The following is a 25,162-nucleotide window of genomic DNA, read 5'->3' on the forward strand; positions in this document are numbered from 1 at the left end:
CTCAGGCCACCTGCGATGCGCGGGTCTCGACGGCCGCGCGGCGCGCCTTGGTGTCGATGCCCAGGTCGACGAAGTAGCGCTGCAGCAGATCGCGGTCCACCGGGCGGATCGCCGCGCCGATGGCCTGCAGCTGCGCGTGCGTGGCCTCGCCGCTCACCTTCGGCGGCGTGGCCGAGGTGTCGTAGCGGTCGAGAATCGCCAGCACCGCTGCGAGGTCGCGGTCCTGCCCCACGGCGAGCCGCGCATGCGCGCGCTGCAGCCACGGTTCGAGCCCGACGGGTTCGAGCCGCATGCCGAGCCGCTCGAACACGGCCGGAATGTCGCGCACCCGCAGCGCCTCCTGGCTCGTCAGGTGGAACACCTGGCCCCACGAGGACTGCAGTGCCGCGAGGCCGAGGATGGCGCGCGCAACGTCGTCCACCGGCGTGAGGTTCAGTGGCAGGTCCATGTCGGGAATGGCTTCGAGGTCGGCATAGAGATGCGCCACGCGCCAGATCAGGTCGTCGGCGTTGCAGATCGCGTGCGTGTGGTCGCCCGTGACCGCGCCCAGCCGGTAGATCGCCACCGGCATGCCGCGCGACTGCGCCTCGCGCGCCAGCGCGTCGCCCACCCACTTGCTCTGGCTGTAGCCGTCGACCAGCCCGCTCCAGGAGGCCAGCGCCGACTGCTCGGTGACGGTGGCGCCTTCCTTGCCGTTGTTCTGGTCGATCACCGCCAGCGTCGACACGTAGTGCATGCTCTTCGGCCGGCCCTGCGCGGTCCATTCGAGCAGCGTGACCACGCTGTCGACGTTGGCGGGCTTCAGGCTGGCATAGGGATGCAGGAAGTCCACCTGCGCCGCGCAGTGGTAGATGGCGTCGCAGCCCTCGCGCACCAGCTGCACCGCGCTGTCGTCCAGCCCCAGGCGCGGCTTGCCGAGATCGCCGGTCACGACCTTGATGCGCGCGTCGTCCCAGATCGCGCCGAGCTGCCGCTGCGCCAGCGTGAGCTGCAGGCGGCGCCGGCCGGCCTCCTCGTCGGCGGCGCGCACGTGGCAGACCACGCGGGCAGCGGTATCGCGCAGCAGCGCGGCCAGCAGGTGGCTGCCGACGAAGCCGCTGGCGCCGGTCAGGAACACGCGCTTTGCAATCAACGGCGGCAGGGCCACATGGGGCTGGATGTACGCCGGCAGGTCGAGCTCGCGCGACAGGTCCAGCGCCTGGGCGCCTTCCGTGTTGTCGTCCAGCCATGCGGCCAGCGCCGCGATGGTCGGCCGGTTGTAGACCTCGGCATGCGGAAAGTCCGCGCGCACCTGCTGACGGATGCGCATGCCGAGCTGAATGGCCATCAGCGAATGCCCGCCGAGCTCGAAGAAGTTGTCGTGGATGCCCACGCGCTCCAGGTGCAGCGTCTCGGCCCACAGCGCGGCGAGCTGCGTTTCGGTGGCGGTGCGCGGCTCGGCATATGCCGAGGCGGCCTGCTGGCCCGGCGCGGGCAGCGCCCTGCGGTCGAGCTTGCCGCTCTGTGTGAGCGGCAGGAACGGCAGGTGCACGAAGGCCGAGGGCACCATGTAGTCGGGCAGCGACTGCGCCATGTGGGCGCGCAGTTCCGCCGGCTGCGGATCGGACGACGCCACCACGTAGGCCACCAGACGCTTCTCGCCCGGCACATCCTCGCGCGCGATGACGGCCGCCTGCGTCACCTGCGGGTGGCGCAGCAGCACCGATTCGATCTCGCCGGGCTCGATGCGGTAGCCGCGGATCTTCACCTGCTGGTCGGCGCGGCCGAGGAAGTCGAGGCTGCCGTCGTTGCGCCAGCGCACCAGGTCGCCGCTGCGGTACATGCGGCTGCCGGGCTCGCCGAAGGGATCGGCGACGAAGCGCTCGGCGCTCAGCAACGCGCGGTTCAGGTAGCCGCGCGCGACGCCGCTGCCCGCGATGTAGAGCTCGCCCGCCACGCCTGGCGGCACCGGCTGCAGCGCGTCGTCGAGCACGTACACGCGCGTGTTCCACACCGGGGTGCCGATGGTGGGCGGCTCATCGCCGTTCATCGGCGCGCTGGTGCTCGCACAGATGGTGATCTCGGTCGGGCCGTAGGCGTTGATCATGCGGCGGCCCCTGGACCAGCGCGCGGCCAGTTCGGCGGAGCAGGCATCGCCGCCCACCACCACCGTCCGCAGATACGGGTACTCGCCCTCGGGCAGCGTCGCGAGCGCGGCCGGCGGAATCAGCGCGTGGCTCACGGCCAGCCGGTCGATCAGCGCGCCGAGCTCGACCCCCAGCACCTGCTGCGCTGAAGGCACCACCAGCGCGGCTCCTGCATGGAAGGCCATCAGCAGGTCCATCACCGAAGCGTCGAAGCCGCTGGAGGAGAACTGCAGCACGCGCGAGCCGTGGTCGATGGCGAAGCGCTGCGCCATCGAGGCGCCGAGGCTGCTCAACCCTTGGTGCGGCACCACCACGCCCTTGGGCTTGCCGGTGGAGCCGGAGGTGTAGATGACGTAGGCGGCATCGCGCGGGTCGGCCGCGCGAGGTTGCGCCACGGGCCCGTCCGACTGGATGGCCAGCGCTGCGACGGTCTCGTCGCTGTCGAGCGCGAGGCAGTGCGCAATGCCGGCCAGTTCCGGCAGCAGCGACGTGTGCGTCAGCACCGCGGCAGGCGCCGCCTCCTCGAACACGAAGGCGCTGCGCCCGGCCATGTGGTTCGGATCGACGGGCAGGTAGGCCGCGCCGGCCTTCACGATGGCGAGGTGCGCCACCACGAGGTCCAGCGAACGCGGCAGCACGGTCGCAACGATGTGGCCCGCGCCCACGCCCCGCCCGCGCAGCAGGTGCGCGAGCCTGTTGGCGCGCACGTCGAGCGCGGCATAGCTCACGACCGAGGCATCGTCGAGCACCACCGCAGCCGCATGCGGGCGCGCGGCGGCGTGCGCCTCGACCATGGCCGCGAGCGAGAGCGGCGCGATGTCGTCGCGCGTGCCGCCGCTCCAGTCGTGCAGCAGCCGATGACGCTCTTCTTCGCCGAGGATGTCCAGGCTGCCCAGCGCGGCATCGGGCGCATCGCAGGCCTGCTCCAGCAGGCGCACGAGCCGCTGGCCGACGGCCTCGACGGTCGCGCGGTCGAAGATGTCGGTGCTGAACTGGATGCCGCCCGCGATGCCGCCAGGCAGCCCGTCGGCGCCGCGCTGCTCGTCGAGGATGAAGGACAGGTCGAACTTGGCCGTGTCCACCTCCACCGGCTGCGGCGTGATCGACAGGCCCGGCAGCCCGAAGGAGAGCCGGTTGCTGCCGCTCTGGAAGCCCAGCATCACCTGGAACAGCGGCAGGTTCGCGCCGCCGCGCTGCGGGCGCAGCAGCTCCACGATGCGGTCGTACGGGAACTCCTGGTTCGCGTAGGCCGCGAGGTTGGTGGCGCGCACCCGTGCGACCAGCTCGCGCAGGCTGGGCTGCCCTGCGAGGTCGGTGCGCAGCACGAGCGCGTTGACGAAGCAGCCGATGAGCTCGTCCAGCGCGTGATCGCTGCGGCCTGCCACCGGCGTTCCGATGACGATGTCGTCCCCCGCGCCCAGACGGTTGAGCAGCCCCGCGAGCGCGGCCTGCAGCACCATGAAGACGCTGGCCTGGCCGTCGCGTGCCAGCTGCAGCATGCGCTCGTGCACCTGCGGCGGAATCTGCAGCGGCACCACGTCGCCGCGGTAGCTGGGCACGGCCGGATGCGGGCGGTCGACCGGCAGGCTCAGCCGCTCGGGCAGGTCGCGCAGGGTCTCGCGCCAGAACTCGCGCTGGCGGCCGGCCATGCTCTCGGGGTCGTCTTCGCTGCCCAGCAGCTCCTGCTGCCACAGCGCGTAGTCGGCGTACTGCAGCGGCAGCGGCGCCCAGCCAGGCGCCTTGCCTTCGCTGCGCGCGGCGTAGGCCACGCTCAGGTCGCGCGCCAGCGGCAGCAGCGAGGCGCCATCGCCCACGATGTGGTGGGTGAGCAGCAGCAGCACGTGCTCGTCGTCGGCCAGCCTGAAGAGCTGCGGGCGCAGCGGCGCGGTGGTGCCGAGGTCGAAGCCGGTGCGGGCGGCGGCGTGCAGCTGCGCGGCGATCCCGTCCTCGCTGCTGTCGGCCTCGACCAGCAGCGCGCGCGCCTGTTCGCCTTCGAGGATGTGCTGGTAGGGCAGCCCGTCCTCGCTCGGGTAGATGGTGCGCAGGCTCTCGTGGCGCTGCACCAGGTCGTCGAGCGCCGACTGCAGCGCGGCGCGGTCGAGCGTGCCCGACAGGCGCAGCGCCAGCGGCATGTTGTAGGCGGGGTTGGCGTTCTCCAGCTGGTTCATCAGCCAAAGGCGGCGCTGCGCGAACGACAGCGGAATGCGCGCCGGACGCGGCATCGGCACCAGGCTCGGGCGCGCCTGCGAGGCCTGGTCGAGCAGCTCGGCGAGGCCGGCGATGGTGGAGACCTGGAACAGCGTATCCAGCGGCAGGTCGATCATGAACTGCTGGCGGATCATCGAGATCAGCTGCACGATCATCAGCGAGTGCCCGCCGAGCTCGAAGAAGTTGTCCTCGATGCCCACGCGCGGCAGGTGCAGCGTCTCGGCCCAGAGGCGCGCGAGGATCTTCTCGGTGTGCGTGCGCGGCGCCACGTAGGGCGTGGCCGCCTGCAGCTCGGGCGCGGGCAGCGCGCGGCGGTCGAGCTTGCCGCTGGGGCCCAGCGGCAGCGCCGGCACGTTGACGAAGGCCGAGGGCACCATGTACTCGGGCAGCGACTGCGCGAGGTGGGTGCGCAGATCGGCCGCCTGCGGATCGGCACCCTCGGCGGCCACCACGTAGGCCACGAGGCGCTTCTCGCCCGGCACGTCTTCCCGCGCGACCACCGCCGCCTGCGCGACCTGCGCGTGCTGCAGCAGCGCCGATTCGATCTCGCCGGGCTCGATGCGCAGCCCGCGGATCTTCACCTGCTGGTCGGCGCGGCCCAGGAAGTCGAGGCTGCCGTCCTCGCGCCAGCGCGCGAGGTCGCCGGTGCGGTACATGCGGCTGCCGGGCTCGCCGTAGGGGTTGGCCACGAAGCGCTCGGCGCTCAGCAGCGGGCGCTCGAGATAGCCCCGCGCGAGGCCGACGCCCGCGATGTACAGCTCGCCCGTGGTACCGGGCGGCACGGGCTGCAGGCCGCTGTCGAGCACATGCATCTGCGTGTTCCAGATCGGCCGGCCGATGGGCACGCTGCTGCGCGAAGACGGCGCGTCCTCAGCCTCGCGCGGGCACTCCCACGAAGTGACGTCGACCGCGGCCTCGGTCGGCCCGTAGAGGTTGTGCAGCTCGCACGGCAGCTGCTGCTGGAACTGCGACACCAGCGCGGGCGACAGCGCCTCGCCGCTGCAGATCACGCGCCGCAGCGAGGCGCACTCGCGCGCCTTCGGCTCGAGCAGGAACACTTCCAGCATCGACGGCACGAAGTGCGCGGTAGTGATGCCTTCATCGGCGATCAGCTTCGCGAGGTAGGCCGCGTCCTTGTGGCCGCCGGGCTTCGCGAGCACCAGCGTGGCGCCGTCGATCAGCGGCCAGAAGAATTCCCACACCGACACGTCGAAGCTCGACGGCGTCTTCTGCAGCACGCGGTCGTCTGCCTTCAGGCGGTAGCGGTCCTGCATCCACTGCAGGCGGTTGACGATGGCGCGGTGCGACACCACCGCGCCCTTGGGCTTGCCGGTGGAGCCGGAGGTGTAGATCACGTAGGCCGGATGCGCGGGGTCGATGGCGATACCGTGATCGGCGTCGTCGCAATTCGCCAGGTCCGCAAACGTTTGCCCTACATCGAGCAGAAGGGTCGGGGCGCCCACCTGCAGCGACTCCGCGAGCGCAGCGGTGGTGACGAGGCAGGCGGGCCGCGCGTCGCCAAGCATGAAGGCGATGCGGTCCTGTGGGAAGTCGGGGTCCACGGGCAGATAGGCCGCGCCGGTCTTCAGCGTGGCGAGCAGCGCCACCATGAGGTCGAAGGAACGCGGAATGGCCAGCGCCACGGTGCGCTCGGGGCCTGCGCCACGCGCGCGCAGCAGGTGCGCGAGGCGGTTGGCACGGCGGTCGAGTTCCTCGTTGCTCATCGCCTCGCCCTCGAAGCGCAGTGCGATGCCTTGCGGGTTGGCGGCGAGCTGCGCTTCGATGAGCGCGACGAGGTTCGTCCCGGGCACTGCGTGCGCCGTGTCGTTCCACGTCACCAGAAGCTGCTCTCGCTCGGCGGCATCGAGCAGGTCGACGTGGCCGATGGCCTGCGCGGGCTGGCGGATCACCGCCGTCATGAAGGCCAGCAGCCGGCGCTGGTGGTCGGCCAGCGATTGCGCAGTGTGGATCGCGGGGTTGGCGTCGAAGTCGATCTGCAGGTCCTGCCCGTTGCCGCGCTCGTACAAAAAGATGCCCAGGTCCTCGGCCGTGCCGTTGGACAGGTTGCGCGGCCATGCGGCGTGGCCGGCGAAGCGGAAGTCGTAGTCGAAGGGCTCGACGTTGACCACGGTGGTGAAGAGCTGCCGGTTGTTCACCAGCATGTTGAGGTCGCCGCGCAGGTGCTCGTAGCGGTAGGACTGGTGCCGCAGGATCTGCCGCATCTGCCGCCCCACTTCGGCGATCAGCTCTGCCACCGGCAGGTCGGGGCGCATCGCCAGGCGCAGCGGCAGCGCGTTGGCCACCATCGCGGGCACGCGGCGCATGCGGTCGTTGTGCCGCGCGGTGACAGGGATGCCGATCACCATGTCCTCGACGCCGGTGGCACGGTACAGGTAGGCGGCGGTGGTCGCGATCAGGATCTGCGGCAGCGTGGCGCCGAGCTGCTGCGCGATGTCGGCCAGGGCGCGCACGCTTTCGGCCGGCAGGTAGGCGGTCTGGCGCAACAGGCCGCCGACGTTCACCGAGCGCTGCGAGGCCAGGCTCAGCGGATCGGGCGCGTCGGCGAAGCGCTCCGTCCAGTACTGCCTGTCGCGCGGGTAGCGTCCCGATTCGCGATAGGCCTTGTCTTCCTCCATCAACTGCGAAATGGGCGCGAGGCGCGAGGCCTCGGGCACCTCGGTGCCGGCGATGCGGGCGCTGTACACGTCGGCGAAGCGGCGCGCGATGAGCCCGCCGCCGAAGCCGTCGAGCACGATGTGGTGGCTGCGGTGGTACCAGACGTGGTGGTCGTCCGCGAGGCGGATCAGCGCGGACATCCAGAGCTGGTCGCGCGCGAGGTCGTCCTTGCGCGTGAAGTCGGCCTGCATCCAGGCTTGCGCGGCGGCGCCCGGATCGTGCTCGCCGCTGAAGTCCAGGAAGGGCATCTCGCGGTTGAAGGCGGGCGCCACCACCTGCCGCGGGCCCTGCGCGGTGTCGACGAAGCTCAGGCGCGTGGCCTCGGCCTCTTCGGTCACCTGCCGCATCGCGGCCATGAAGACGTCCGCGTCGATCCAGCCCTCGATCTCGATGGCTTCGGCGAGGTTGAAGTTGGTGTCCGGCGAGGCGAACTTCGCGCCGAGCCACATCGCCATCTGGCCCGTAGTGAGGACCGATGCGGCACCCAGGGGATCGACCGTGCTCATGAACTTCTCCACGTCTTGAATTGAATCGGCGAGCGATCGTTTCCCGCAGGAAACATTCGCAAACTCCGAATCAATGTACAAGCTGTTTCAATAATTTCAGCGACAGCTTCCCGGGTGAAAACATTTCACGTGGGGCGTTGAGAGAGAAAGATTTCATCGGGAAGTGGTCACCCGATTCGCAGCCGGAAAATTCGATGGCTTTCGTCGTAACCGCAAGCACAAGCGCAGGAAATGGAATGTTGCAACGCAGCAACTTCATCTCCTGGGCGTAGGGTTTTCGCTCCGCCCGCGGTCTTCAGCGCTTCTCGAAATACGGAATGAAGATGCCGTTGGCGGCCGTGCCCACCTGCTTGACCCAGTTCAGCGAAAAGTTCTCGCCGAGGCGCTGCAGGTCGCGCCCCAGCAGGAAGGGCACCGGCTCGATCTTCACGCCGTTGCGCCGCAGTTCGTCCGTCGAGCGGGCAGCGGCTTCGGCGCTGCGGGCCCATCCGCGCGTCTCGGCGAGCGCGCCTGCGGCGGCCAGCGAGTTGCGCGACGACGGGTCGAGCCCGTCCCACGCCCTGGCGTTGACGAACACGAGGTTCTTCGGGAACCACGCGTTGATCTCGTAGAAGTAGCGCATCGACTGCCACGCCTGGTTCTCCACGCCGGTCACGGCGGAGGTCAGCATGCAGTCGATGCGGCCTTCGGCCAGCGCCTTGCCCAGGCCGGTGGCCGGAACGTCGACGGGCACCGCGCCCATCAGCGTCGCGATGCGCGCGGTGGTGTCGTTGTAGGCGCGCATGCGCATGCCGCGCAGGTCGCCCACGCCGCCGAGCGGCCGCGTCGAGAAGAGGCCCTGCGGCGGCCATGCCACCGCGTAGAGCACGCGCAGGCCGCGCCGTGCGAAGTCCTGCTCGATCAGCGGGCGCTGGATGCGCCACAGCAATTGCGCATCGGCATAACTGCGCGTGATGAAGGGAACGGAGTCGGCGCCCGCCAGCGGCACGTCGGCCGCGAGGCTGCTCATGATGGCTTCGCCGGCCTCGACCTTGCCCTCCTGCACCGCCGCGCGGATCGCGTTCAGCGCGAACAGCGTGTTGCCCGGATGCACCTCGATGCGAAGCTGTCCGCCGGTCGCGGCCTCCACCTCCTTCGCCATCGCCAGCAGGTTGGCGGTGTGGAAGTTCTCCGCCGGATAGCCGGTGGCCAGCCGCCACACGGCGGCCTGCGCCGACCACGCGGTCGCCGGCAGAACGCCCGCTCCGCATGCCAGCCACGCGAAGCCGCGCCGCGTGATGCTGCCGCTGGTCATGCCGCCGCTGTTCATGCCGCTGTCTTTCAGGCGATGGTCGCTATGGCGGCGCCGACCGCCACGTAACCGCCCCCGGCCACCGAGATGGCGATGCGACCCGCGCGATGCGCGAGCACCTGCATCTCCATCTTCATAGCCTCCATCACCGCGATGACGGCGCCCTCGGCGACCTCGTCACCGTCGGCCACCTTCCATGCCTGCACCGTGCCCGAGACGGGCGCGGCCACCGCGGCTGCATCCGCCGCGGGTGCCTGCGACGCGGGAGCCGCCGCGGCACCGCCTGCTGCGGCCGAGAGCCCGCTCAGCAGCACGGCCGGCAGGCCCACCGCCATGCGCCGCCCATCGACTTCGATCGCCGTGCGCAGCAGCGCGGCGTCGGGCAGCGGATCGGGGCGCAGGGCCGGCGTCTCGCCGTTGGCGAAGTCGGTCTCGATCCAGCGCGTGTGCACCTTGAAAGCATCGCCCGAGACGAAGTCCGGGTGCGCCATCACCGCGCGATGGAAGGGCAGCACGGTGGGCAGTCCCTCGATGCGGAACTCCTTCAGCGCGCGCCGCGCCCGCGCGATGGCCTGCTCGCGCGTGGCGCCGGTGACGATGAGCTTGGCCATCAGCGAATCGAAGGTGCCCGGCACCTGCGAGCCCGACTCCACGCCGGCATCCACGCGCACGCCGGGCCCCGAGGGCGCGTCGAACACCTTGACCGGCCCGGGCGAGGGCAGGAACCCGCGCCCCACGTCCTCGGCGTTGATGCGGAACTCGAAGGCATGGCCGCGCGGCGCGGGCGTCTGCCTGATCTGCAGCGGCAGGCCTTCGGCGATGCGCAGTTGCTCGATCACGAGGTCGATGCCCGTGGTTTCCTCCGTCACCGGATGCTCCACCTGCAGCCGCGTGTTCACTTCGAGAAAGGAAATCGCGCCGCTCGCGCTCAGCATGAACTCGACCGTGCCCGCGCCGGTGTAGCCGGCCTCCGCGCAGATGTCGCGCGCGGCCTGATGGATGCGCTCGCGCTGCGCGTCGCTCAGGAAGGGCGCGGGCGCTTCTTCCACCAGCTTCTGGTTGCGCCGCTGCAGCGAGCAGTCGCGCGTGCCGAGCACGACCACGTTGCCGTGCGTGTCGGCCAGCACCTGCGCCTCGACATGGCGGGGGCGGTCGAGGAACTGCTCGACATAGCACTCGCCGCGCCCGAAGGCCGTCACCGCCTCGCGCACCGCAGATTCATAGAGGCCTTCGACCTCGTCGAGCCGCCACGCCACCTTGATGCCGCGCCCGCCGCCGCCGAACGCGGCTTTGATCGCGACCGGCAGCCCGTGCTTCTCCGCGAAGGCAAGCACCTCGCTTGCGTCCTTCACCGGATCGGCCGTGCCCGCCACCAGCGGCGCGCCGACCTTCATCGCGAGCTTGCGGGCCTGCACCTTGTCGCCCAGCATCGCGATGGCGGCCGGCGGTGGGCCGATCCAGGTGAGCCCGGCGTCGATGACGGCCTGCGCGAAGGCCGCGCTCTCCGACAGGAAGCCGTAGCCCGGATGCACCGCGTCGGCGCCGCTGCGCGCGGCCACGTCGAGCAGCTTGGCGATGTTGAGGTAGGTGTCGGCGGGCTTGTTGCCGTCGAGCCCGTAGGCCTCGTCGGCCATGCGCGCATGCAGCGCATTCAGGTCGGCGTCGGCGTACACCGCGACCGACCTTACGCCGTGGTCGGCGCAGGCGCGCGCGATGCGCACGGCGATTTCGCCCCGGTTGGCGATCAGTACTTTTTTCATGGGGAGGCTTTCACTGGGCCATGGGCCTGAATCGGACGCGCGCGTTCACGGGGATCTGCCCCGCGCGGTCGAGGTGATGGGTGGCGACGGAGGCGATCACGGGATAGCCGCCCGTCAGCGGATGGTCGGCCAGGAACAGCACAGGCTGGCCGCTGGCCGGCACCTGGATCGAGCCGCGCGCGGTGCCTTCGCTGGGCAGCTCGGCGTGGTTGGCGCGCTGCAGCGCTTCTTCGCCGGCAAGGCGGATGCCGACGCGGTTCGACTGCGGCGTGACGGTCCATGCCTGGCCGCAGAGCAGCTCGACCGCGTCGGGCGTGAACCAGTCGGTGCGCGGGCCGAGCACGATGTCGAGCACGACTTCTTCCCGCACGGTGGGCAGGTCCGTGGGCGGAGCTTCCGGCTCGCCGACCAGCGCGCCGGCGGACACCGCGCGCACGGGCAGCACGTCACCCGCGGCGAGGGCGGCGGGGCCGACGCGCGCGAGCGTGTCGGTCGAGAGGCTGCCGAGCACGGGCGCGATGTCGAAGCCGCCGCGCACCGCGATGTAGCTGCGGATGCCCGCCGTCGGCTCGCCGAGCGCGAGCACGTCGCCGTCGGTCAGCGCGACCGCCTGGTAGCGCGGCAGCGGCCATTTCGCGCCATCGGCGCGGGTCAGCGTGACCGGAGCTTCGGCGCCGGTGACCGCCACCACCGCATCGCCGCGGCAGGCGAGCTGGAAGCCGCCGTAGGCGACCTCGATGCACGCGGCGTCGGAGGCATTGCCGACGAGCCGGTTGGCCGCCTGCAGCGAGCGCCGGTCCATCGCGCCGGAAGCCGACACGCCCTGCTTCGCCTGCCCGTGGCGGCCGCCGTCCTGCAGCAGCGACTGCAGGCCCGGGGCGCGGATCTCCAGGGCGCAGCCGCTCTTCGGCACGGCCGGTTGCGCAGGCGCGGCAGCGGCCTGCACCTCCGCGCGCGGCTGGCCGGTCACGTCGACGAAGCGCACTGCATCGCCGGGTTGCAGCAGCGCGGGCGTATCGCGCGAGAGGTCCCACATCGGCGTGTCGGTCACGCCGATGATCTGCCAGCCGCCCGGGCTGGCCTGCGGATAGACGCCGCTGAAGCTTCCCGCGAGCCCGACGGCGCCGGCGGGAATGCGCGTGCGCGGCACCTTGCGGCGCGGCACGTTCAGGCTCGGGTGCCCGCCCGAGAGGTACGCGAAGCCGGGCGCGAAACCGGTGAAGGCCACGGTGTAGTCGCTGCCGGTGTGGCGGCGCACGACTTCGTCGGGCGTGATGCCGAGCAGCCCGGCCACCTCGGCCAGGTCCTCGCCGTCGTAGCGCACCGGAATCTCGATGCGCCTTTCGCTGCGCGCCTCGCTTGCGTCGAGGCTGCGCGCGCCGACCTGCCGCGCGAGCTCGTCGGCTGAAATTGCGGCCGGCCGGAAGGTGATGAGCAGCGTGCGCGCCGCGGGCACCAGCTCCTCGATGCCCGCGATGGGCTCGGCGCGCAGCGAGGCCAGCAGCGCGAGCGTCTGCGCCAGGTCTTCGAGCTCGACCAGCACCGCATTCAGGTTGACCGGCAGGAAGCGCATGCTCGTCATGCCGCGTCCACGAAGGAGCGGATCGCCACGCCCGACTGCTCCAGCAGCGCGCGCACCCGGCGCGCCATCTCCACCGCGCCGGGGCTGTCGCCGTGCACGCAGACCGACTCGGCCTCGATGCGCACGGTGCTGCCGTCGATGGCGGTGACCACGCCTTCGGAGGCCAGCCGCAGCATGCGCGCGGCCACCTCTTCGGCGTCGTGCAGCACCGCGCCGGGTTCGCGGCGCGACACCAGCGTGCCATTGGGCGTGTAGGCACGGTCGGCGAAGGCCTCGGCCACCACGCGCAGGCCAGCGTCGCGCGCCCAGCCCAGCAGCGGCGAGCCCGCCAGCGCCACCAGCACGAGGCTGGCGTCGATCTCGCGGATGGCGGCGATCACGTCGCGCGCCTGGCGCTCGTCGTGGGCGATGGTGTTGTAGAGCGCGCCGTGCGGCTTCACGTAGCGCACGGTGGTGCCAGCCGCGGCGGCCAGGCCCTTGAGCGCGCCGATCTGGTAGATCACGTCGGCGCGCAGGTCGGCGCTCTCCACGTCCATGTTGCGGCGCCCGAAGCCCACGAGGTCGCGGTAGGCAACGTGCGCGCCGATGGCCACGCCGCGCTCCTTCGCCTGCCGCAGCGTGCGCAGGATGCCGGCCGGGTCGCCCGCGTGGAAGCCGCAGGCCACGTTGGCGCTGCTCACGAGGGAAAGCATGGCGGCGTCGTCGCCCATGCGCCAGGCGCCCAGGCTCTCGCCGAGGTCGCTGTTCAAGTCGATGTTCATCGTTCGGTCTTCAGTGAGTCGGTCAGTGCAGGCGGCCGGCGGTCTCGCGCACGTCGTCGCGCACGAGCAGCGCGGTGCGGATCGCCACGCGGAAGGCTTCCACCTGCGCCTGCAGCGCCATGCTCGCCACGCCGGGCCTGGAGGCGGCCTGTTCGGGCAGGTAGGGCACATGCACGAAGCCGCCGCGCGTGTGCGCCAGCATCGGCCGGGTCGCGAGCCGGTGCATCAGCGCATAGAAGATGTGGTTGCACACGAAGGTGCCGGCGCTGTTGGACACCGCCGCGGGCAGCCCGGCGGCGCGCATGTCGCGCACCATGGCCTTGATCGGCAGCGTCGAGAAGTAGGCGGCGGGGCCGCCCGCCTCCACCTCGATGTCGATGGGCTGGTAGCCAGCATTGTCTGGAATGCGCGCGTCGTCGACGTTCAGCGCGGCGCGCTCCAGCGAGATCTCTGTGCGCCCGCCCGCGGCGCCGATGCACAGCACCAGCGGCAGCGGCCTGCCGCTCTCCGCGATGCCCGCCATGGCGGCGTCGAGCACGTGGATCGAGCGGCCGAACACGCAGGGCAGCTGCAGCGCCTGCACCACGGTGCCTTCGCAGCGCCAGCCCTCGAGCGCGCGGGCGATCTCCCACGCGGGGTTGACGGGATCGTTCTCGAACGGCTCGAAGCCCGCGACCAGCACCCGAGGCGCCTTGTCATCGGTGGTCATGCAGCGGCCTCAGCGGAACATCAGGAAGTACATCAGGAAGATGTTGACCACCAGCAGCGTGGCCGCGGTCGGTATCTGCACGCGGATCACCGCGTTCTTGTCGGGCAGCTCCAGCAGCGCCGCCGGCACGATGTTGAAGTTGGCCGCCATCGGCGTCATCAGCGTCCCGCAGTAGCCCGAGAACATGCCGATGGCCGCCATCACCGCCGGGTCGCCGTGGTACACGCCCACCAGCACCGGCACGCCCACGCCGCCCGTCATCACCGGGAAGGCCGCGAAGCCGTTGCCCATGATGATGGTGAAGAGCGCCATGCCCAGCACGTAGACCGCGACGGCAACGAAGCGGATGTCCATGTTGATGTAGCTGGTGGTGACGTACGCCACCGCCTTGCCCACGCCCGCGTCGGAGAACACCAGCCCCAGCATGCCCAGCATCTGCGGCAGCACCACGGCCCAGCCCAGCGCGTCGGTCAGGCGGCGCGACTCGCGCATGCCCTGAACCGGCGTCTCGCGCGTCAGCCAGCAGGCCAGCGCCAGCGCCGCCACGCAGCCCACGCCCAGGCTCACCAGCGTGGTGTTCTTGGGGTCGAGCAGGAAGGCGTCGCCGATCTTGACCTTGCTCACGAGCACCGTGCCGATCACGGTGACCAGCGGGATCGCCAGCGCCGGCATGAAGAGCTTGTTGCCCAGGCGCCTGGCGCTGGCCTCGTACTGGGCGGGCGTCGGCTCGTTGTGCTTGCCCGCGCCCACGCCGCGCATGCCGGCGATGACGGCCATGGCGATTGCGCCCACGCCCACCAGCGCGGGCGGCAGCTTGTCGCCCACCAGGAAGACCAGCGAATAGAGGCCCCAGAAGAGCGCGCTGGTGTAGCGCTTGGGATGCTGGTGGTCGGCCAGCGTCATGACAGCCGTGATCGCGAGGATCAGGCCGACCAGGATGTAGAGGTGCTGGATCGAGAGGATCATGATCAGCGGCCCTCTTGCGTTGCGGGCACCGAGGGAACCGCGGGCACTTCAGGCTTGCCGTCGAGTTCGCGCGCCAGCGCCTGGTCGAGCCGGCGCAGGCGCCAGGCGTGGATCACGAAGGCGGCGATGGCCGTCGGGATGCCCCACATCGCGACGTGCAGCGGCTCCACGTCGATGCCTGCCTCGTGCAGGAAGGTGGTCATCAGCACGATGGCGCCGAAGGCCACGAAGATGTCCTCGCCGAAGAACAGGCCCACGTTGTCGGTGGCCGCCGCATAGGCGCGCAGCTTGTGGCGGATGCGGTCGGGCAGCTTGCCGTAGCGCGTCTCGGTGGCGCCCTCGGCCATCGGCGCGAGCAGCGGACGCACCATCTGCGGATGGCCGCCCAGGCTGGTCAGGCCCATGGCCGCGGTCAGCTCGCGCGCGGCCAGGTAGACGATCAGCAGGCGCCCGGCGGTGGCCGACTTGATGCGGCTGATCCAGTTCTGCGCGTGCTGGCGCAGGCCGTGGCGCTCGAGCAGGCCGATCACCGCCAGCGGCAGAAGAATGATCAGCGGCAGGTTGCGCGTCTTGATGAAGCCGTTGCCGATGGCCGTGAGGATCGCCATCGGGCCGAAGCCCGCGGCCGCCGCGGTGGCGATGGCGGTGACGATCACCACCAGCATCGGATTGAAGCGCAGGACGAAGCCCGCAATGATCACGGCGACGCCGATCAGCGGCCAGAGGTGAGGGATGTCAGGAGTCATGTTGGTCTTTCGTTGGGTGATTCGGAGACACCTTGCGCCGGGATTCCGGCTGGCCGCTTCTTGCAAGCTGCGTGCCAATGAATGAGCAATTCATTTCTCCTGAACCACTCATTTCCAATAAATTGTTGAACAATTTATGAGAGTGTGCCCAACAACAGTGCCTGCATGACCCCATGAAAACCCTGAGCGCGCCACCGTCTGGTGCATCCGGCCGGGCCCGTCTTTTGCCGGTCCGGCGGGGAAAACCTGCTAAAAACGCCCGGGTTCACGGACCCTCCCTTAGCTGCCTTCCCCTTTCGGCATGACCCCTCCGGCCTCGACGACTCCATCCGCCCCGCCTGCCGCAGCCGGCGCACAGACGCTCAACGACCGGGTCGCGGAGCTGATCCGCCAGAAGATCGTGAAGGGCGAGTTCTCGCCGGGGCAGCGGCTGTCGGAAGCCGCGCTGGCCGACAGCTTCGAGATCTCGCGCAACACCCTGCGCGAGGTGTTCCGCACGCTGACCAAGGAGGGGCTGCTCAAGCACGCGCCCAACCGCGGCGTGTTCGTGGCGGTGCCGAGCATCGCCTCGATCATCGACATCTACCGCGTGCGCAGGCTCATCGAATGCCAGGCGCTGGCGCAGGCCTACCCGCGCCACCCGGCCAAGAAGCACATGCGCGAGGCGGTGGAGATGGCGCTGAAGTGCCGCGAGGCCGGCGACTGGCTGGGCGTGGGCACGGCCAACATGGAGTTCCACATGGCCATCGTGGAGCTGGCAGACAGCGAGCGGCTGAACAACCTCTTCGCCCACATCCTGGTCGAGCTGCGGCTGGCCTTCGGGCTGCTGAAGGACCCGGAGTTCCTGCACGCGCCCTACGTCGACATGAACATGAAGCTGCTCGAACTCATCGAGGCCGGCAAGTTCGCCGAGGGCTCGGCCGCGCTCAACGACTACCTGGTGCACTCCGAGCGCATCGTGCTGGCGGTCTATGCGCGCAGCATGCCCGAGGGCGGGATCGACAGCTAGGGCCTGCGGATAATGGCTGTCCGCCCCTGAAGGACACCCGCCATGACCCTGTCTGCCTACCTGCTCTTCCTGCCGGCCTGCTTCGCCATCAACATGGCCTTCGGGCCCAACAACCTGCTGTCGGTGACCAACGGCGCCAGGCACGGCGTGTCGCCCGCGGTCATCGCGGCCAGCGGCAGGCTCGTGGCCTTCGCGATCATGATCGCCATCGCCGGGCTGGGCATGGGCGCGGTGCTGGTGGCCTCGGAGCTGGCCTTCGACGTCATCAAGTACATCGGCGCGGCCTACCTGGTGTGGATCGGCGTGCGCCTGCTGCGCGCGCCGGCGCCCACGGCGGAGGTGCAGGCGCGAGACGCCGCCTCCGCGCCGCCCTCGATGCGCGCGCTGGTGCGGCAGGAATTCACCGTGGCGGCGGGCAACCCGAAGGCGATCCTGGTGTTCACCGCCTTCTTTCCGCAGTTCGTGGTGCCGGGCGCCTACGCCTCCAGCTACGTGCTACTGGGCCTGACCTTCCTGGTGTTCGAGCTGGTGGCGATCGCGCTCTACGCGCTGCTCGGCGCGCGCATGCGCCGGCTGGCCAACGGCAGCCGTGCGATGCGCTGGTTCAACCGCATCAGCGGCAGCATGATGGTCGGCTTCGGGGTGATCCTGGCCTTCACGCGCCGCCCCGCATAGGAAGCGCTCCCCCAGGGCTTCGCGCACTTCGTGTCGCTGCGCCAACCCCCTCGCCGGGGGCAACACCTGCGGCCCGGCAAAGCCGGTTCCGCGGTGTTCCGCGAAAGAATCTTCAGGCTTTGAGGTATTCGGCCTTGGTGCCCAGCCAGCGATCGATGTGCCGTTGCGCCAGGTCGGGGTGCTTGCGCAGCATGACCGGCGCGAGCTCGCGGGCCCAGTCGAGCAGCAGCGTATCTGTCGTGAGGTCGGCAAAGCGCAGCAGCGGCGCGCCCGACTGGCGCGCACCGAGGAATTCGCCGGGGCCGCGGATCTCGAGGTCGCGCCGCGCGATCTCGAAGCCGTCGCTGGTCTCGGCCATCGCCTTGAGCCGCGCGCGCGCCGCCTCGCCGACGCGGCCGCTGTCGCCCGGCGCATAGAGCAGCACGCAGGCCGAGGCCGCCGCGCCGCGCCCCACGCGGCCGCGCAGCTGGTGCAGCTGCGAGAGGCCGAAGCGCTCCGCATGCTCGATGACCATGAGCGAGGCATTCGGCACGTCCACGCCCACTTCGATCACGGTGGTGCTCACCAGCACCTGGATCTCGTTGGCGGTGAAGGCCGCCATCACCGCCTGCTTCTCGGCCGTGGGCATGCGCGAATGCAGCAGGCCGACCTGGATGGGCTCGCCCAATGTTTCGGCCAGCTCGTCGCGCGTCTCGGTGGCGTTGCGCAGGTCGACGGCCTCGCTCTCCTCGATCAGCGGGCACACCCAGTAGACCTGCCGGCCCTGCGCGATCTGCGAGTGGATGCGGTCGATGACCTCGTCGCGCCGGTGGTCGGCCACCAGCCTGGTGATGATGGGCGTGCGGCCCGGCGGCAGCTCGTCGAGGGTGGAGACATCGAGGTCGGCGTAGTAGCTCATCGCCAGCGTGCGCGGGATGGGCGTGGCGCTCATCATCAGCAGGTGGGGTTCCAGGTGCCCTTGCGCCTTGCCGCGCAACGCAAGGCGCTGCGCGACGCCGAAGCGATGCTGCTCGTCGATGATCGCCAGCGCGAGGCTCCTGAAGCGCACCTTCTCCGAGATGACCGCGTGCGTGCCGATGACGAGCGCGGCCTGGCCGCTTTCCACCGCCGCCGACATCTCGTCGCGCTCCTTCTTCTTCTGGCTGCCCGTGAGCCACGCCACGCGCTGGCCGCGCGCCGCCAGCAGCGGATCGAGCCAGCCGACGAGCTTTCCGAAGTGCTGGGCCGCGAGGATCTCGGTGGGCGCCATCAGCGCGCACTGGAAGCCCGCGTCGATGCAGCGTGCCGCAGCAAGCGCCGCCACCACCGTCTTGCCCGAGCCCACGTCGCCCTGCAGCAGGCGGTGCATCGGGATCTCGCGGCCGAGGTCGCGCGTGATCTCCTCGCCGACGCGCTGCTGCGCACCCGTGAGGCCGAAAGGCAGCACGGCGAGCAGCTGCGCATGCAGCGAGGCCGCGTCGGGCTCGGGCGGCGCGGGCGGCAGCACCGGCGCGCGCTGCGCCGCGCGCTCCATCCGCGCCTGCAGCTGCGAGAGCTGCTGCGCGAGCAGCTCCTCTGCCTTGATGCGCTGCCAGGCCGGGTGGCTGTGGTCTTCGAGCGTGGCGATCGCCACGTCGGGCGTCGGGTAGTGCAGGAAGCTCAGCGAGTCGCGCAGGTTCCACGCGCCGCGAAAGCCGATCTGCACGGGAACGGTTTCGTCGAGCACCGCGCGCGCCAGGCCCGAGCGCACCTCGCGCCGCAGCACCGGCTGCGCGAGCCCCGCCACCGTCGAGTACACGGGCGTGAGCGCGTTCGGCAGCGCGGTGCCGGCCGCCTTCACCGTGGGGTGCATGATCTGCCGCCCCACGAAGCCCCCGCGCACCTCGCCACGCACGCGCACCTTCGCGCCCACCGCGAGCTGCTTCTGCTGCGAGGGATAGAAGTTGAAGAAGCGCAGCTGGCAGGTGTCGCTGCCGTCGTCGATGGTCGCGATGAGCTGGCGGCGCGGCCGGTAGACCACCTCGCATTCGGTGACGACGCCTTCGACCTGCGCCACGTCGCCGTCGCGCGTGTCGGCGATGCGCACGATGCGCGTCTCGTCCTCGTAGCGCATCGGCAGGTAGAGCGCGAAATCGATGTCACGCACGAGGCCGAGCTTGCGCAGCGCGCGCTGGACCTGGCTCAGGCCGGAGCCCGGCGGCGACGGCTTCTCCGGCGCGGCGGCGGCCGCTTCGGCGGTGGGAGTCGGGGCTTTCTTGGCGGGCACGGAAGAGTCTTCTAGCGCGGCCGGCAAAGGTCCGTCAAGGCGCTGCGGGCGTCGGGGAACATGAAGCCGAAGCCCGACTGCAGCAGCCGCGCCGGCACCACGCGCTGGCCTTCGAGCAACAGATCGGCCTGCTCGCCGAGCAGCAGCTTGACGGGCGCGGCGGGCGTCGGCATCCAGCAGGGCCGGCGCAGCACGCTCGCGGCGACGCGGGTGAATTCCTCCTGGCTCAGGGCGCCGGGCGCGGTGAAGTTGAACGCCTGCGCGGCCGGGCGCGCCGCAGCGTTCTCGGTCAGGGTCCACACATGCGCCATCGCGCGGATCAGGTCGTGCACATGCACCCACGACAGCCACTGCCGCCCGCGGCCCAGCCGTCCGCCGATGCCCAGCGAGATCGGCAGCAGCAACTGCGGCAGCGAGCCCTGGTGGCCCAGCACGAAGCCGAAGCGCATGCAGGCCACGTGCACGCCGTGCGCCACCGCCGCTTGCGCCGCCCGCTCCCAGCGCTGGCACAGCTGGGACATGAAGATCGGCTGCGGCGGCGCGTCTTCCGCGAGTTCGCTCGCGTCGCCCTGCGGCTGCACACCGTAATAGCCGATGGCGGAGCCGGAAAGCAGCAGCCAGGGCTTGCGCGGCCGCTGCGCGATCCACGCGACCAGCTGTTGCGTGAGCCCTTCGCGGCTTTGCAGCAGCTGCGCCCGGCGCCGTTCGCTCCAGCGCATGCCCAGGATGCGCGCACCCGCAAGGTTGATGACCACGTCGATGTCGTCGGCTACCGGCACCTCGTCGAGCGACTGCACGCAGCGCACCGCGCCGCCGAAGTTCCAGGCGGCCGATCGCGCATCGCGCGTCCACACCGTCACGGCATGGCCATCGGCCACCAGGTGGCGCACGAGCAGCTGGCCGATGAAGCCCGTGCCGCCCGTCACCAGCACGCGCTGCGGCTTCGATCCGAAGCGCACCGGCGCCTTTGCATCGCGCGCCTGCTCCTGCGCGCCGCGCCTGGAGAGAGCGCGCGCCGCGAAGGCATCGCGCAGGCCCGACAGGCCCACGCCGACGCCGCACAGCGCGAGGAAGGCGCCGAGCCAGCCCTGCGGCTGCCACACCATCGCAGTGGGCTGCGCGGCCCATTCCGTGGCGCTCATCGCCAGCAGCGCGATGAAGGCGCCCGCGTTGATGGCCAGCACCGTGTGCGTCACGCGCTCGGTCGGCGGCAGCAGGCGGCTGCGGTCTTCGACCACGAAGTCCCACAGCGTGAGCACGATCTCGACGCCGAACACCGCGAGCAGCACCCACGCCCATGCGCCGTGCCAGGCCCAGGACGACAGCCCGATGAAGAGCGCGCAGTAGATCGACGAGCGCGTGGCGTGGATCGCCAGCTCGCGCCCGGCCGTGCCGCGCCGCGGCAGCGCCTCGGTGCCCTCGTGGTGGTAGAGCGTGTCGAAGGCGCCGAGCGCGCCCTGTGCCGCCATGAGCTGCAGCGCGAGCAGGTGCGTGTCGATCATGCGGGCACCGCCTTCGGCTCGGCGATCTCCTCGAACACGCCGACCTGGGTGAAGGTCGTGCCCATCAGGCAGTGGCGGATCTCGATGCGGATGTTGAAGCGCTCCGGCGTCTCGTTGTGGTGCCAGAGGAAAGTCTTGCCGGGCGTGAGCACACCGGGCAGCGGGATGCGCCAGCCGAACACGTCCCAGAAATAGCCGTCGCTCTGGAAGTGCAGGCTGCCGTTCTCCACGCTGAGCACCAGCTTCATGCCCAGCCCCATGCCCACGTACTCCAGCACCTCGCCGCGCTCGCTCTCGCGCATGAAGCTGGTGAACTGGATCGGCTTGCGATTGCGCAGGCGGTAGATGCGCTGCTTGTAGATGGCCGGGTCCCGCGGCTTGGCGTAGACCTGGATCTCCACGGGGAAGTCGGCGTCGCTGTAGGGAATGAGTGCGCCCTGGATCATCGGCTGCGTGATGTGCCCCAGCAGCTTGCCGAAGCGCGAGCAGCGCAGCTCGCTCAGCGAGCCCAGGTAGTGCAGCGCCTTGCCCGGCGACGGGTTCTTGTCGAAGCGGCGGCGGATGTCGGGATGCAGGCCCTGCCAGGCGCTGCCGAGGATCTTCTTGAAGAGCTCACCTTCGGAGGGGCCGGACGACGAGCCCGAGGCAACACGCGCAGCTTGTGAATCGACCATCCGCCGATTCTGCCTCGACAACCCTGCGGAAACGCTCGGCTTTCGCGGCATGGGACAATCCGGGCCTTTCCCCCGCGCCGTGCATCCACGGCGTCGAGTGGAGCCCCCACCGCTTCCCGTCTTTCTTGGAACGGGCCCGTCCGGCCCTCAAGCACATGCGCGCTTTCACGCTCTCCGATTTCGATTTCGCACTGCCGCCCGAGCTGGTGGCGCAACACCCGGCCCCCGAACGAACCTCCTCCCGCCTGCTCGACGGCACGGGGCCCGCACCGGTCGACCGCATCTTCAGGAACCTGCCCTCGCTGCTGCGCCCGGGCGACCTGCTCGTCTTCAACGACACCCGCGTGGTGAAGGCCCGCCTCTTCGGCGAGAAGCCCACCGGCGGCAAGCTTGAGCTGCTGGTGGAGCGCGTGCTGCAGGGCCAGGAGGTCGTGGCGCACATGAAGGTCAGCAAGAAGCCGACCGTGGGCACCACGCTGGAGATGGTCGGCGGCTTCCGCGCCACGCTGCTGGGCCGCTGGCCCGACGAGAACGGCGCCCTCTTCCGCTTCGCCTTCGAGAGCGACACCGGCGAGAACCCCTACATGCTGATGGAGCGCTGCGGCCACGTGCCGCTGCCGCCCTACATCACCCACACCGACTCGGCCGAGGACGAGAGCCGCTACCAGACCGTGTTCGCGCGCGTGCCCGGCGCGGTGGCCGCGCCCACCGCCGCCCTGCACTTCGACGAAGGCCTGCTGGCCGAGCTGGAGGCCAACGGCGTGCAACGCGCCAACGTCACGCTGCACGTGGGCGCCGGCACCTTCCAGCCGGTGAAGACCGAGAACATTTCGGAACACACGATGCATGCCGAGCGCTACGAAGTGCCCGAGGCCACGCAGCGCGCGATTGCCGAATGCAAGGCGCGCGGCGGACGCATCGTGGCCGTGGGCACGACCACCGTGCGCACGCTCGAGTCGTGGGCCAGGAGCGGCGAGGCCGCTGGCGACACGCGCATCTTCATCACGCCGGGCTTCGTCTTCGAGCACGTCGACCTGCTGGTGACCAACTTCCACCTGCCCAAGAGCACGCTGATGATGCTGGTCTCGGCCTTCGCGGGCTACGAGCGGGTGATGGGGCTGTATGCCCACGCCATCGCCGAACGCTATCGCTTCTTCAGCTATGGCGACTCCATGCTGCTCGCACGCACCCAGGACTGAACGACATGCTGAACTTCGAACTCCTCAAGACCGACCCCGACAGCCACGCGCGCCGCGCCACGCTCACGCTCAACCACGGCAAGGTGCAGACGCCGATCTTCATGCCCGTGGGCACCTACGGCACGGTCAAGGGCGTGATGCCGCGCAGCCTGGAGGAGATGGGCGCGCAGATCATCCTGGGCAACACCTTCCACCTGTGGATGCGCCCGGGCCTCGACGTGATGGCCGGCTTCGGCGGGCTGCACCAGTTCGAGAAGTGGGACAAGCCCATCCTCACCGACTCGGGCGGCTTCCAGGTGTGGTCGCTGGGGGCAATGCGCAAGATCAGCGAGGAGGGCGTGAAGTTCGCATCGCCCGTCAACGGCGACAAGCTGTTCCTCACGCCGGAGGTCTCGATGCAGATCCAGACCATCCTCAACAGCGACATCGTGATGCAGTTCGACGAGTGCACGCCCTACGACACCAAGGGCCACATCACGACCGAGGCCGAGGCGCGCATCTCGATGGAGCTGAGCCTGCGCTGGGCGAAGCGCTGCCAGGCGGAGTTCGAGCGCCTGCAGAACCCGAACGCGCTCTTCGGCATCGTGCAGGGCGGCATGTACGAGAACCTGCGCGAGGAGTCGCTCGCCGCGCTGGTCGACATGGACTTCCCCGGCTACGCCATCGGCGGTGTGAGCGTGGGCGAGCCCAAGGAAGAGATGCTGCACATCATGGGCCACACGCCGCACCGGCTGCCCGCGAACAAGCCGCGCTACCTGATGGGCGTGGGCACGCCCGAGGACCTGGTGCAGGGCGTGGCCGACGGCGTGGACATGTTCGACTGCGTGATGCCCACGCGCAACGCGCGCAACGGCACGCTCTTCACCCGCTTCGGCGACCTGAAGATGCGCAACGCGCGCCACAAGAGCGATCCGCAGCCCATCGACCCGAGCTGCACCTGCCACGCCTGCGCAGGCACCTCGGGCGTGAGCTGGAACGACGGCGGCCGCGAAGGCTTCAGCCGCGCCTACCTGCATCACCTCGACCGCTGCGGCGAGATGCTGGGGCCGATGCTCACCACCATCCACAACCTGCACTACTACCTGAACCTGATGCGCGAGATCCGCGAGGCGCTCGACGCGGGCACCTTCACGGAGTTCCGCGCGCGCTTCAAGTCGGAGCGCGCGCGCGGGGTCTGAGGCTTCGCCTCACTTCAGCGGCTGGATCGGCAGCGGCGTGGCGTAGGGCTCGATGCGCAGCGCATCGTTCCTGAACACCACGACCTGCCTGAGCGGCGCCTGCACCAGCGCGCCGCTCGCGTCCTTGCTCGATGCGTACTGCCACAGCGTGAGCTGGCCCTTGGCGGCGAGCTGGGTCGCCAGCCGCTCCACCGCGGGGCCCGAGCCGGGGCCGAGCGCTGCGACGTCGGCGCCGACGATCACCTCGTCGCGCGGCGAGACCACCTTGAAGAGCTGAACCCCCGGCGCGGACGCCTGCGCCCGGACGGAGCGCACCGCCAGCGCGGCGGGAACGAGCATCGCGAACGCGACGAGGGTGCGGCGGCGGGGAAGTGTCTTCGTCTTCATGGGAGCAAGCGTAGCCACGCTCGCTCGCGCCGCCCATTCGCCGGAAGCCATACACCGGATACACCGGCCGGCCGCTATCCGCTACGCTTGCCGTCCGTCTCCACGCTGCCGCAGCCCCCATGACCGACGCATCACCACCACTTTCGCCCTACACCGCCCGCTATCCCTCGCTGGCCGGACGCACCGTGTTCATCTCGGGCGGCGCCAGCGGCATCGGCGAATCGCTTGTGCGGGCCTTCCATGCGCAGGGCGCGAAGGTCGGCTTCTGCGATCTCGACACCGCCGCCGGCAACGCGCTCGCGGCGCAGCTGCAGGGCGAGCACCCCGCGCTATTCATGGCCTGCGACGTGACCGACACGGCCGCCCTCGCCGCTGCCATCGATGCGGTGCGCCAGCGCTTCGGGCCGGTGTCGGTACTGCTGAACAACGCCGCCAATGATCGCCGCCACGAGATGGCCGACGTGACCGACGAGGACTTCGACCGCCTCGTGGCCGTCAACTTCAAGCACCAGTTCTTCGCCGCGCAGGCGGTGGCCGACGACATGCGCGCGCTGGGCGGCGGCTCGATCGTCAACTTCGGCTCGATCAGCTGGATGATCAAGGGCAAGGGCTACCCGGTGTACCAGGCCTGCAAGGCGGCGGCGCGCGGCCTCACGCGCTCGCTGGCGCGCGACCTGGGCAAGCAGAACATCCGCGTGAACTCGATCGTGCCGGGCTGGGTGATGACCGAGCGGCAGATCAAGCTGTGGGTCAAGCCCGAGTCGGGCGCGGAAATCGATGCGGCGCAATGCCTGCCGGGGCGCGTGATGGCGGAGGACATCGCTGCGATGGCGCTCTTCCTGGCCGCCGACGATTCGCGCATGTGCACCGCGCAGGACTACGTCGTCGACGCCGGCTGGACCTGAAAAAAAGCCTCGCGCATCGCGCGAGGCTTTTTCCTTTCGAGAACACCGAGGAACCGG

At 70.3% G+C, this 25,162-nt stretch carries 17 protein-coding genes; 5 read left to right on the top strand and 12 right to left on the bottom strand.

From position 1 onward, the window contains the following. Position 1: 1 nt before the first annotated feature. The 8 genes from ABL838_RS30040 to ABL838_RS30075 all read right to left on the bottom strand — a co-directional run bounded on the left by ABL838_RS30040 (position 2) and on the right by ABL838_RS30075 (position 15,331). Positions 2-7,516: an amino acid adenylation domain-containing protein gene (locus ABL838_RS30040; protein WP_418123258.1), complete on the bottom strand. Its 7,515-nt coding sequence runs from the start codon at positions 7,514-7,516 to the stop codon at positions 2-4. Between the two features lie 295 nt (positions 7,517-7,811). After that, entirely contained in the window at positions 7,812-8,825 is a 1,014-nt protein-coding gene (locus ABL838_RS30045) for a TRAP transporter substrate-binding protein (RefSeq protein ID WP_418123259.1), read from the bottom strand. 11 nt (positions 8,826-8,836) lie between these two features. After that, positions 8,837-10,567 (bottom strand): acetyl/propionyl/methylcrotonyl-CoA carboxylase subunit alpha, encoded by a 1,731-nt coding sequence (locus tag ABL838_RS30050; protein WP_418123260.1) that lies wholly within the window; start codon positions 10,565-10,567, stop codon positions 8,837-8,839. Positions 10,568-10,577: 10 nt separating this feature from the next. After that, positions 10,578-12,140 (bottom strand): 5-oxoprolinase/urea amidolyase family protein, encoded by a 1,563-nt coding sequence (locus ABL838_RS30055; protein ID WP_418125929.1) that lies wholly within the window; start codon positions 12,138-12,140, stop codon positions 10,578-10,580. Between the two features lie 5 nt (positions 12,141-12,145). Beyond that, a complete protein-coding gene (locus tag ABL838_RS30060; RefSeq protein WP_418123261.1) occupies positions 12,146-12,910 on the bottom strand; it encodes a LamB/YcsF family protein in 765 nt (254 codons plus the stop codon). Positions 12,911-12,932: 22 nt separating this feature from the next. Further along, on the bottom strand, positions 12,933-13,619 hold the full coding sequence (gene pcp / locus ABL838_RS30065) for a pyroglutamyl-peptidase I (protein WP_418123262.1): 687 nt from the start codon (positions 13,617-13,619) through the stop codon (positions 12,933-12,935). Positions 13,620-13,628: 9 nt separating this feature from the next. Further along, positions 13,629-14,585 carry a DUF979 domain-containing protein gene (locus tag ABL838_RS30070; RefSeq protein WP_418123263.1) on the bottom strand — a complete coding sequence of 319 codons (957 nt, stop codon included), beginning with the start codon at positions 14,583-14,585 and terminating at the stop codon, positions 13,629-13,631. Between the two features lie 2 nt (positions 14,586-14,587). Continuing rightward, the gene (locus ABL838_RS30075; protein WP_418123264.1) at positions 14,588-15,331 is read right to left on the bottom strand and encodes a DUF969 domain-containing protein; all 744 of its coding nucleotides are present in this window, start codon (positions 15,329-15,331) and stop codon (positions 14,588-14,590) included. 301 nt (positions 15,332-15,632) lie between these two features. Between ABL838_RS30075 and ABL838_RS30080 the strand changes: the two genes are divergently transcribed. After that, positions 15,633-16,340, top strand: a complete 708-nt coding sequence (locus tag ABL838_RS30080; protein ID WP_418123265.1) for a GntR family transcriptional regulator — start codon at positions 15,633-15,635, stop codon at positions 16,338-16,340. Between the two features lie 42 nt (positions 16,341-16,382). After that, positions 16,383-17,015 (top strand): LysE family translocator, encoded by a 633-nt coding sequence (locus tag ABL838_RS30085; RefSeq protein ID WP_418123266.1) that lies wholly within the window; start codon positions 16,383-16,385, stop codon positions 17,013-17,015. 112 nt (positions 17,016-17,127) lie between these two features. Here the strand turns inward: ABL838_RS30085 and recG are convergent, their stop codons facing one another. Genes recG through ABL838_RS30100 form a run of 3 tightly spaced genes read right to left on the bottom strand, consistent with a single transcriptional unit; the run spans position 17,128 to position 21,436 of the window. Continuing rightward, positions 17,128-19,260 carry an ATP-dependent DNA helicase RecG gene (gene recG, locus ABL838_RS30090; RefSeq protein ID WP_418123268.1) on the bottom strand — a complete coding sequence of 711 codons (2,133 nt, stop codon included), beginning with the start codon at positions 19,258-19,260 and terminating at the stop codon, positions 17,128-17,130. Positions 19,261-19,271: 11 nt separating this feature from the next. Beyond that, positions 19,272-20,762, bottom strand: a complete 1,491-nt coding sequence (locus tag ABL838_RS30095) for a TIGR01777 family oxidoreductase (protein ID WP_418123269.1) — start codon at positions 20,760-20,762, stop codon at positions 19,272-19,274. Beyond that, positions 20,759-21,436, bottom strand: a complete 678-nt coding sequence (locus ABL838_RS30100; RefSeq protein ID WP_126021182.1) for a DUF4166 domain-containing protein — start codon at positions 21,434-21,436, stop codon at positions 20,759-20,761. Before ABL838_RS30100 ends, ABL838_RS30095 begins: the two co-directional genes overlap by 4 nt. 155 nt (positions 21,437-21,591) lie before the next feature. On the opposite strand from ABL838_RS30100, the gene queA reads away from it, so the two are divergent. Next, the gene (gene queA / locus ABL838_RS30105) at positions 21,592-22,635 is read left to right on the top strand and encodes a tRNA preQ1(34) S-adenosylmethionine ribosyltransferase-isomerase QueA (protein ID WP_418118402.1); all 1,044 of its coding nucleotides are present in this window, start codon (positions 21,592-21,594) and stop codon (positions 22,633-22,635) included. A gap of 5 nt (positions 22,636-22,640) precedes the next feature. Next, a complete protein-coding gene (gene tgt / locus ABL838_RS30110) occupies positions 22,641-23,813 on the top strand; it encodes a tRNA guanosine(34) transglycosylase Tgt (protein WP_418123270.1) in 1,173 nt (390 codons plus the stop codon). A 9-nt stretch (positions 23,814-23,822) separates the two neighbouring features. Here the strand turns inward: tgt and ABL838_RS30115 are convergent, their stop codons facing one another. Further along, positions 23,823-24,200, bottom strand: coding sequence for a hypothetical protein (locus ABL838_RS30115; protein ID WP_418123272.1), 378 nt, complete (start codon positions 24,198-24,200; stop codon positions 23,823-23,825). A gap of 119 nt (positions 24,201-24,319) precedes the next feature. Between ABL838_RS30115 and ABL838_RS30120 the strand changes: the two genes are divergently transcribed. Then, positions 24,320-25,105, top strand: coding sequence for an SDR family NAD(P)-dependent oxidoreductase (locus ABL838_RS30120; RefSeq protein ID WP_418118404.1), 786 nt, complete (start codon positions 24,320-24,322; stop codon positions 25,103-25,105). Positions 25,106-25,162: the final 57 nt, after the last annotated feature.

Origin of the sequence: Variovorax sp. 160MFSha2.1, assembly GCF_048305075.1 — a bacterium.
Taxonomy (GTDB): Bacteria; Pseudomonadota; Gammaproteobacteria; order Burkholderiales; family Burkholderiaceae_C; genus Variovorax; species Variovorax guangxiensis.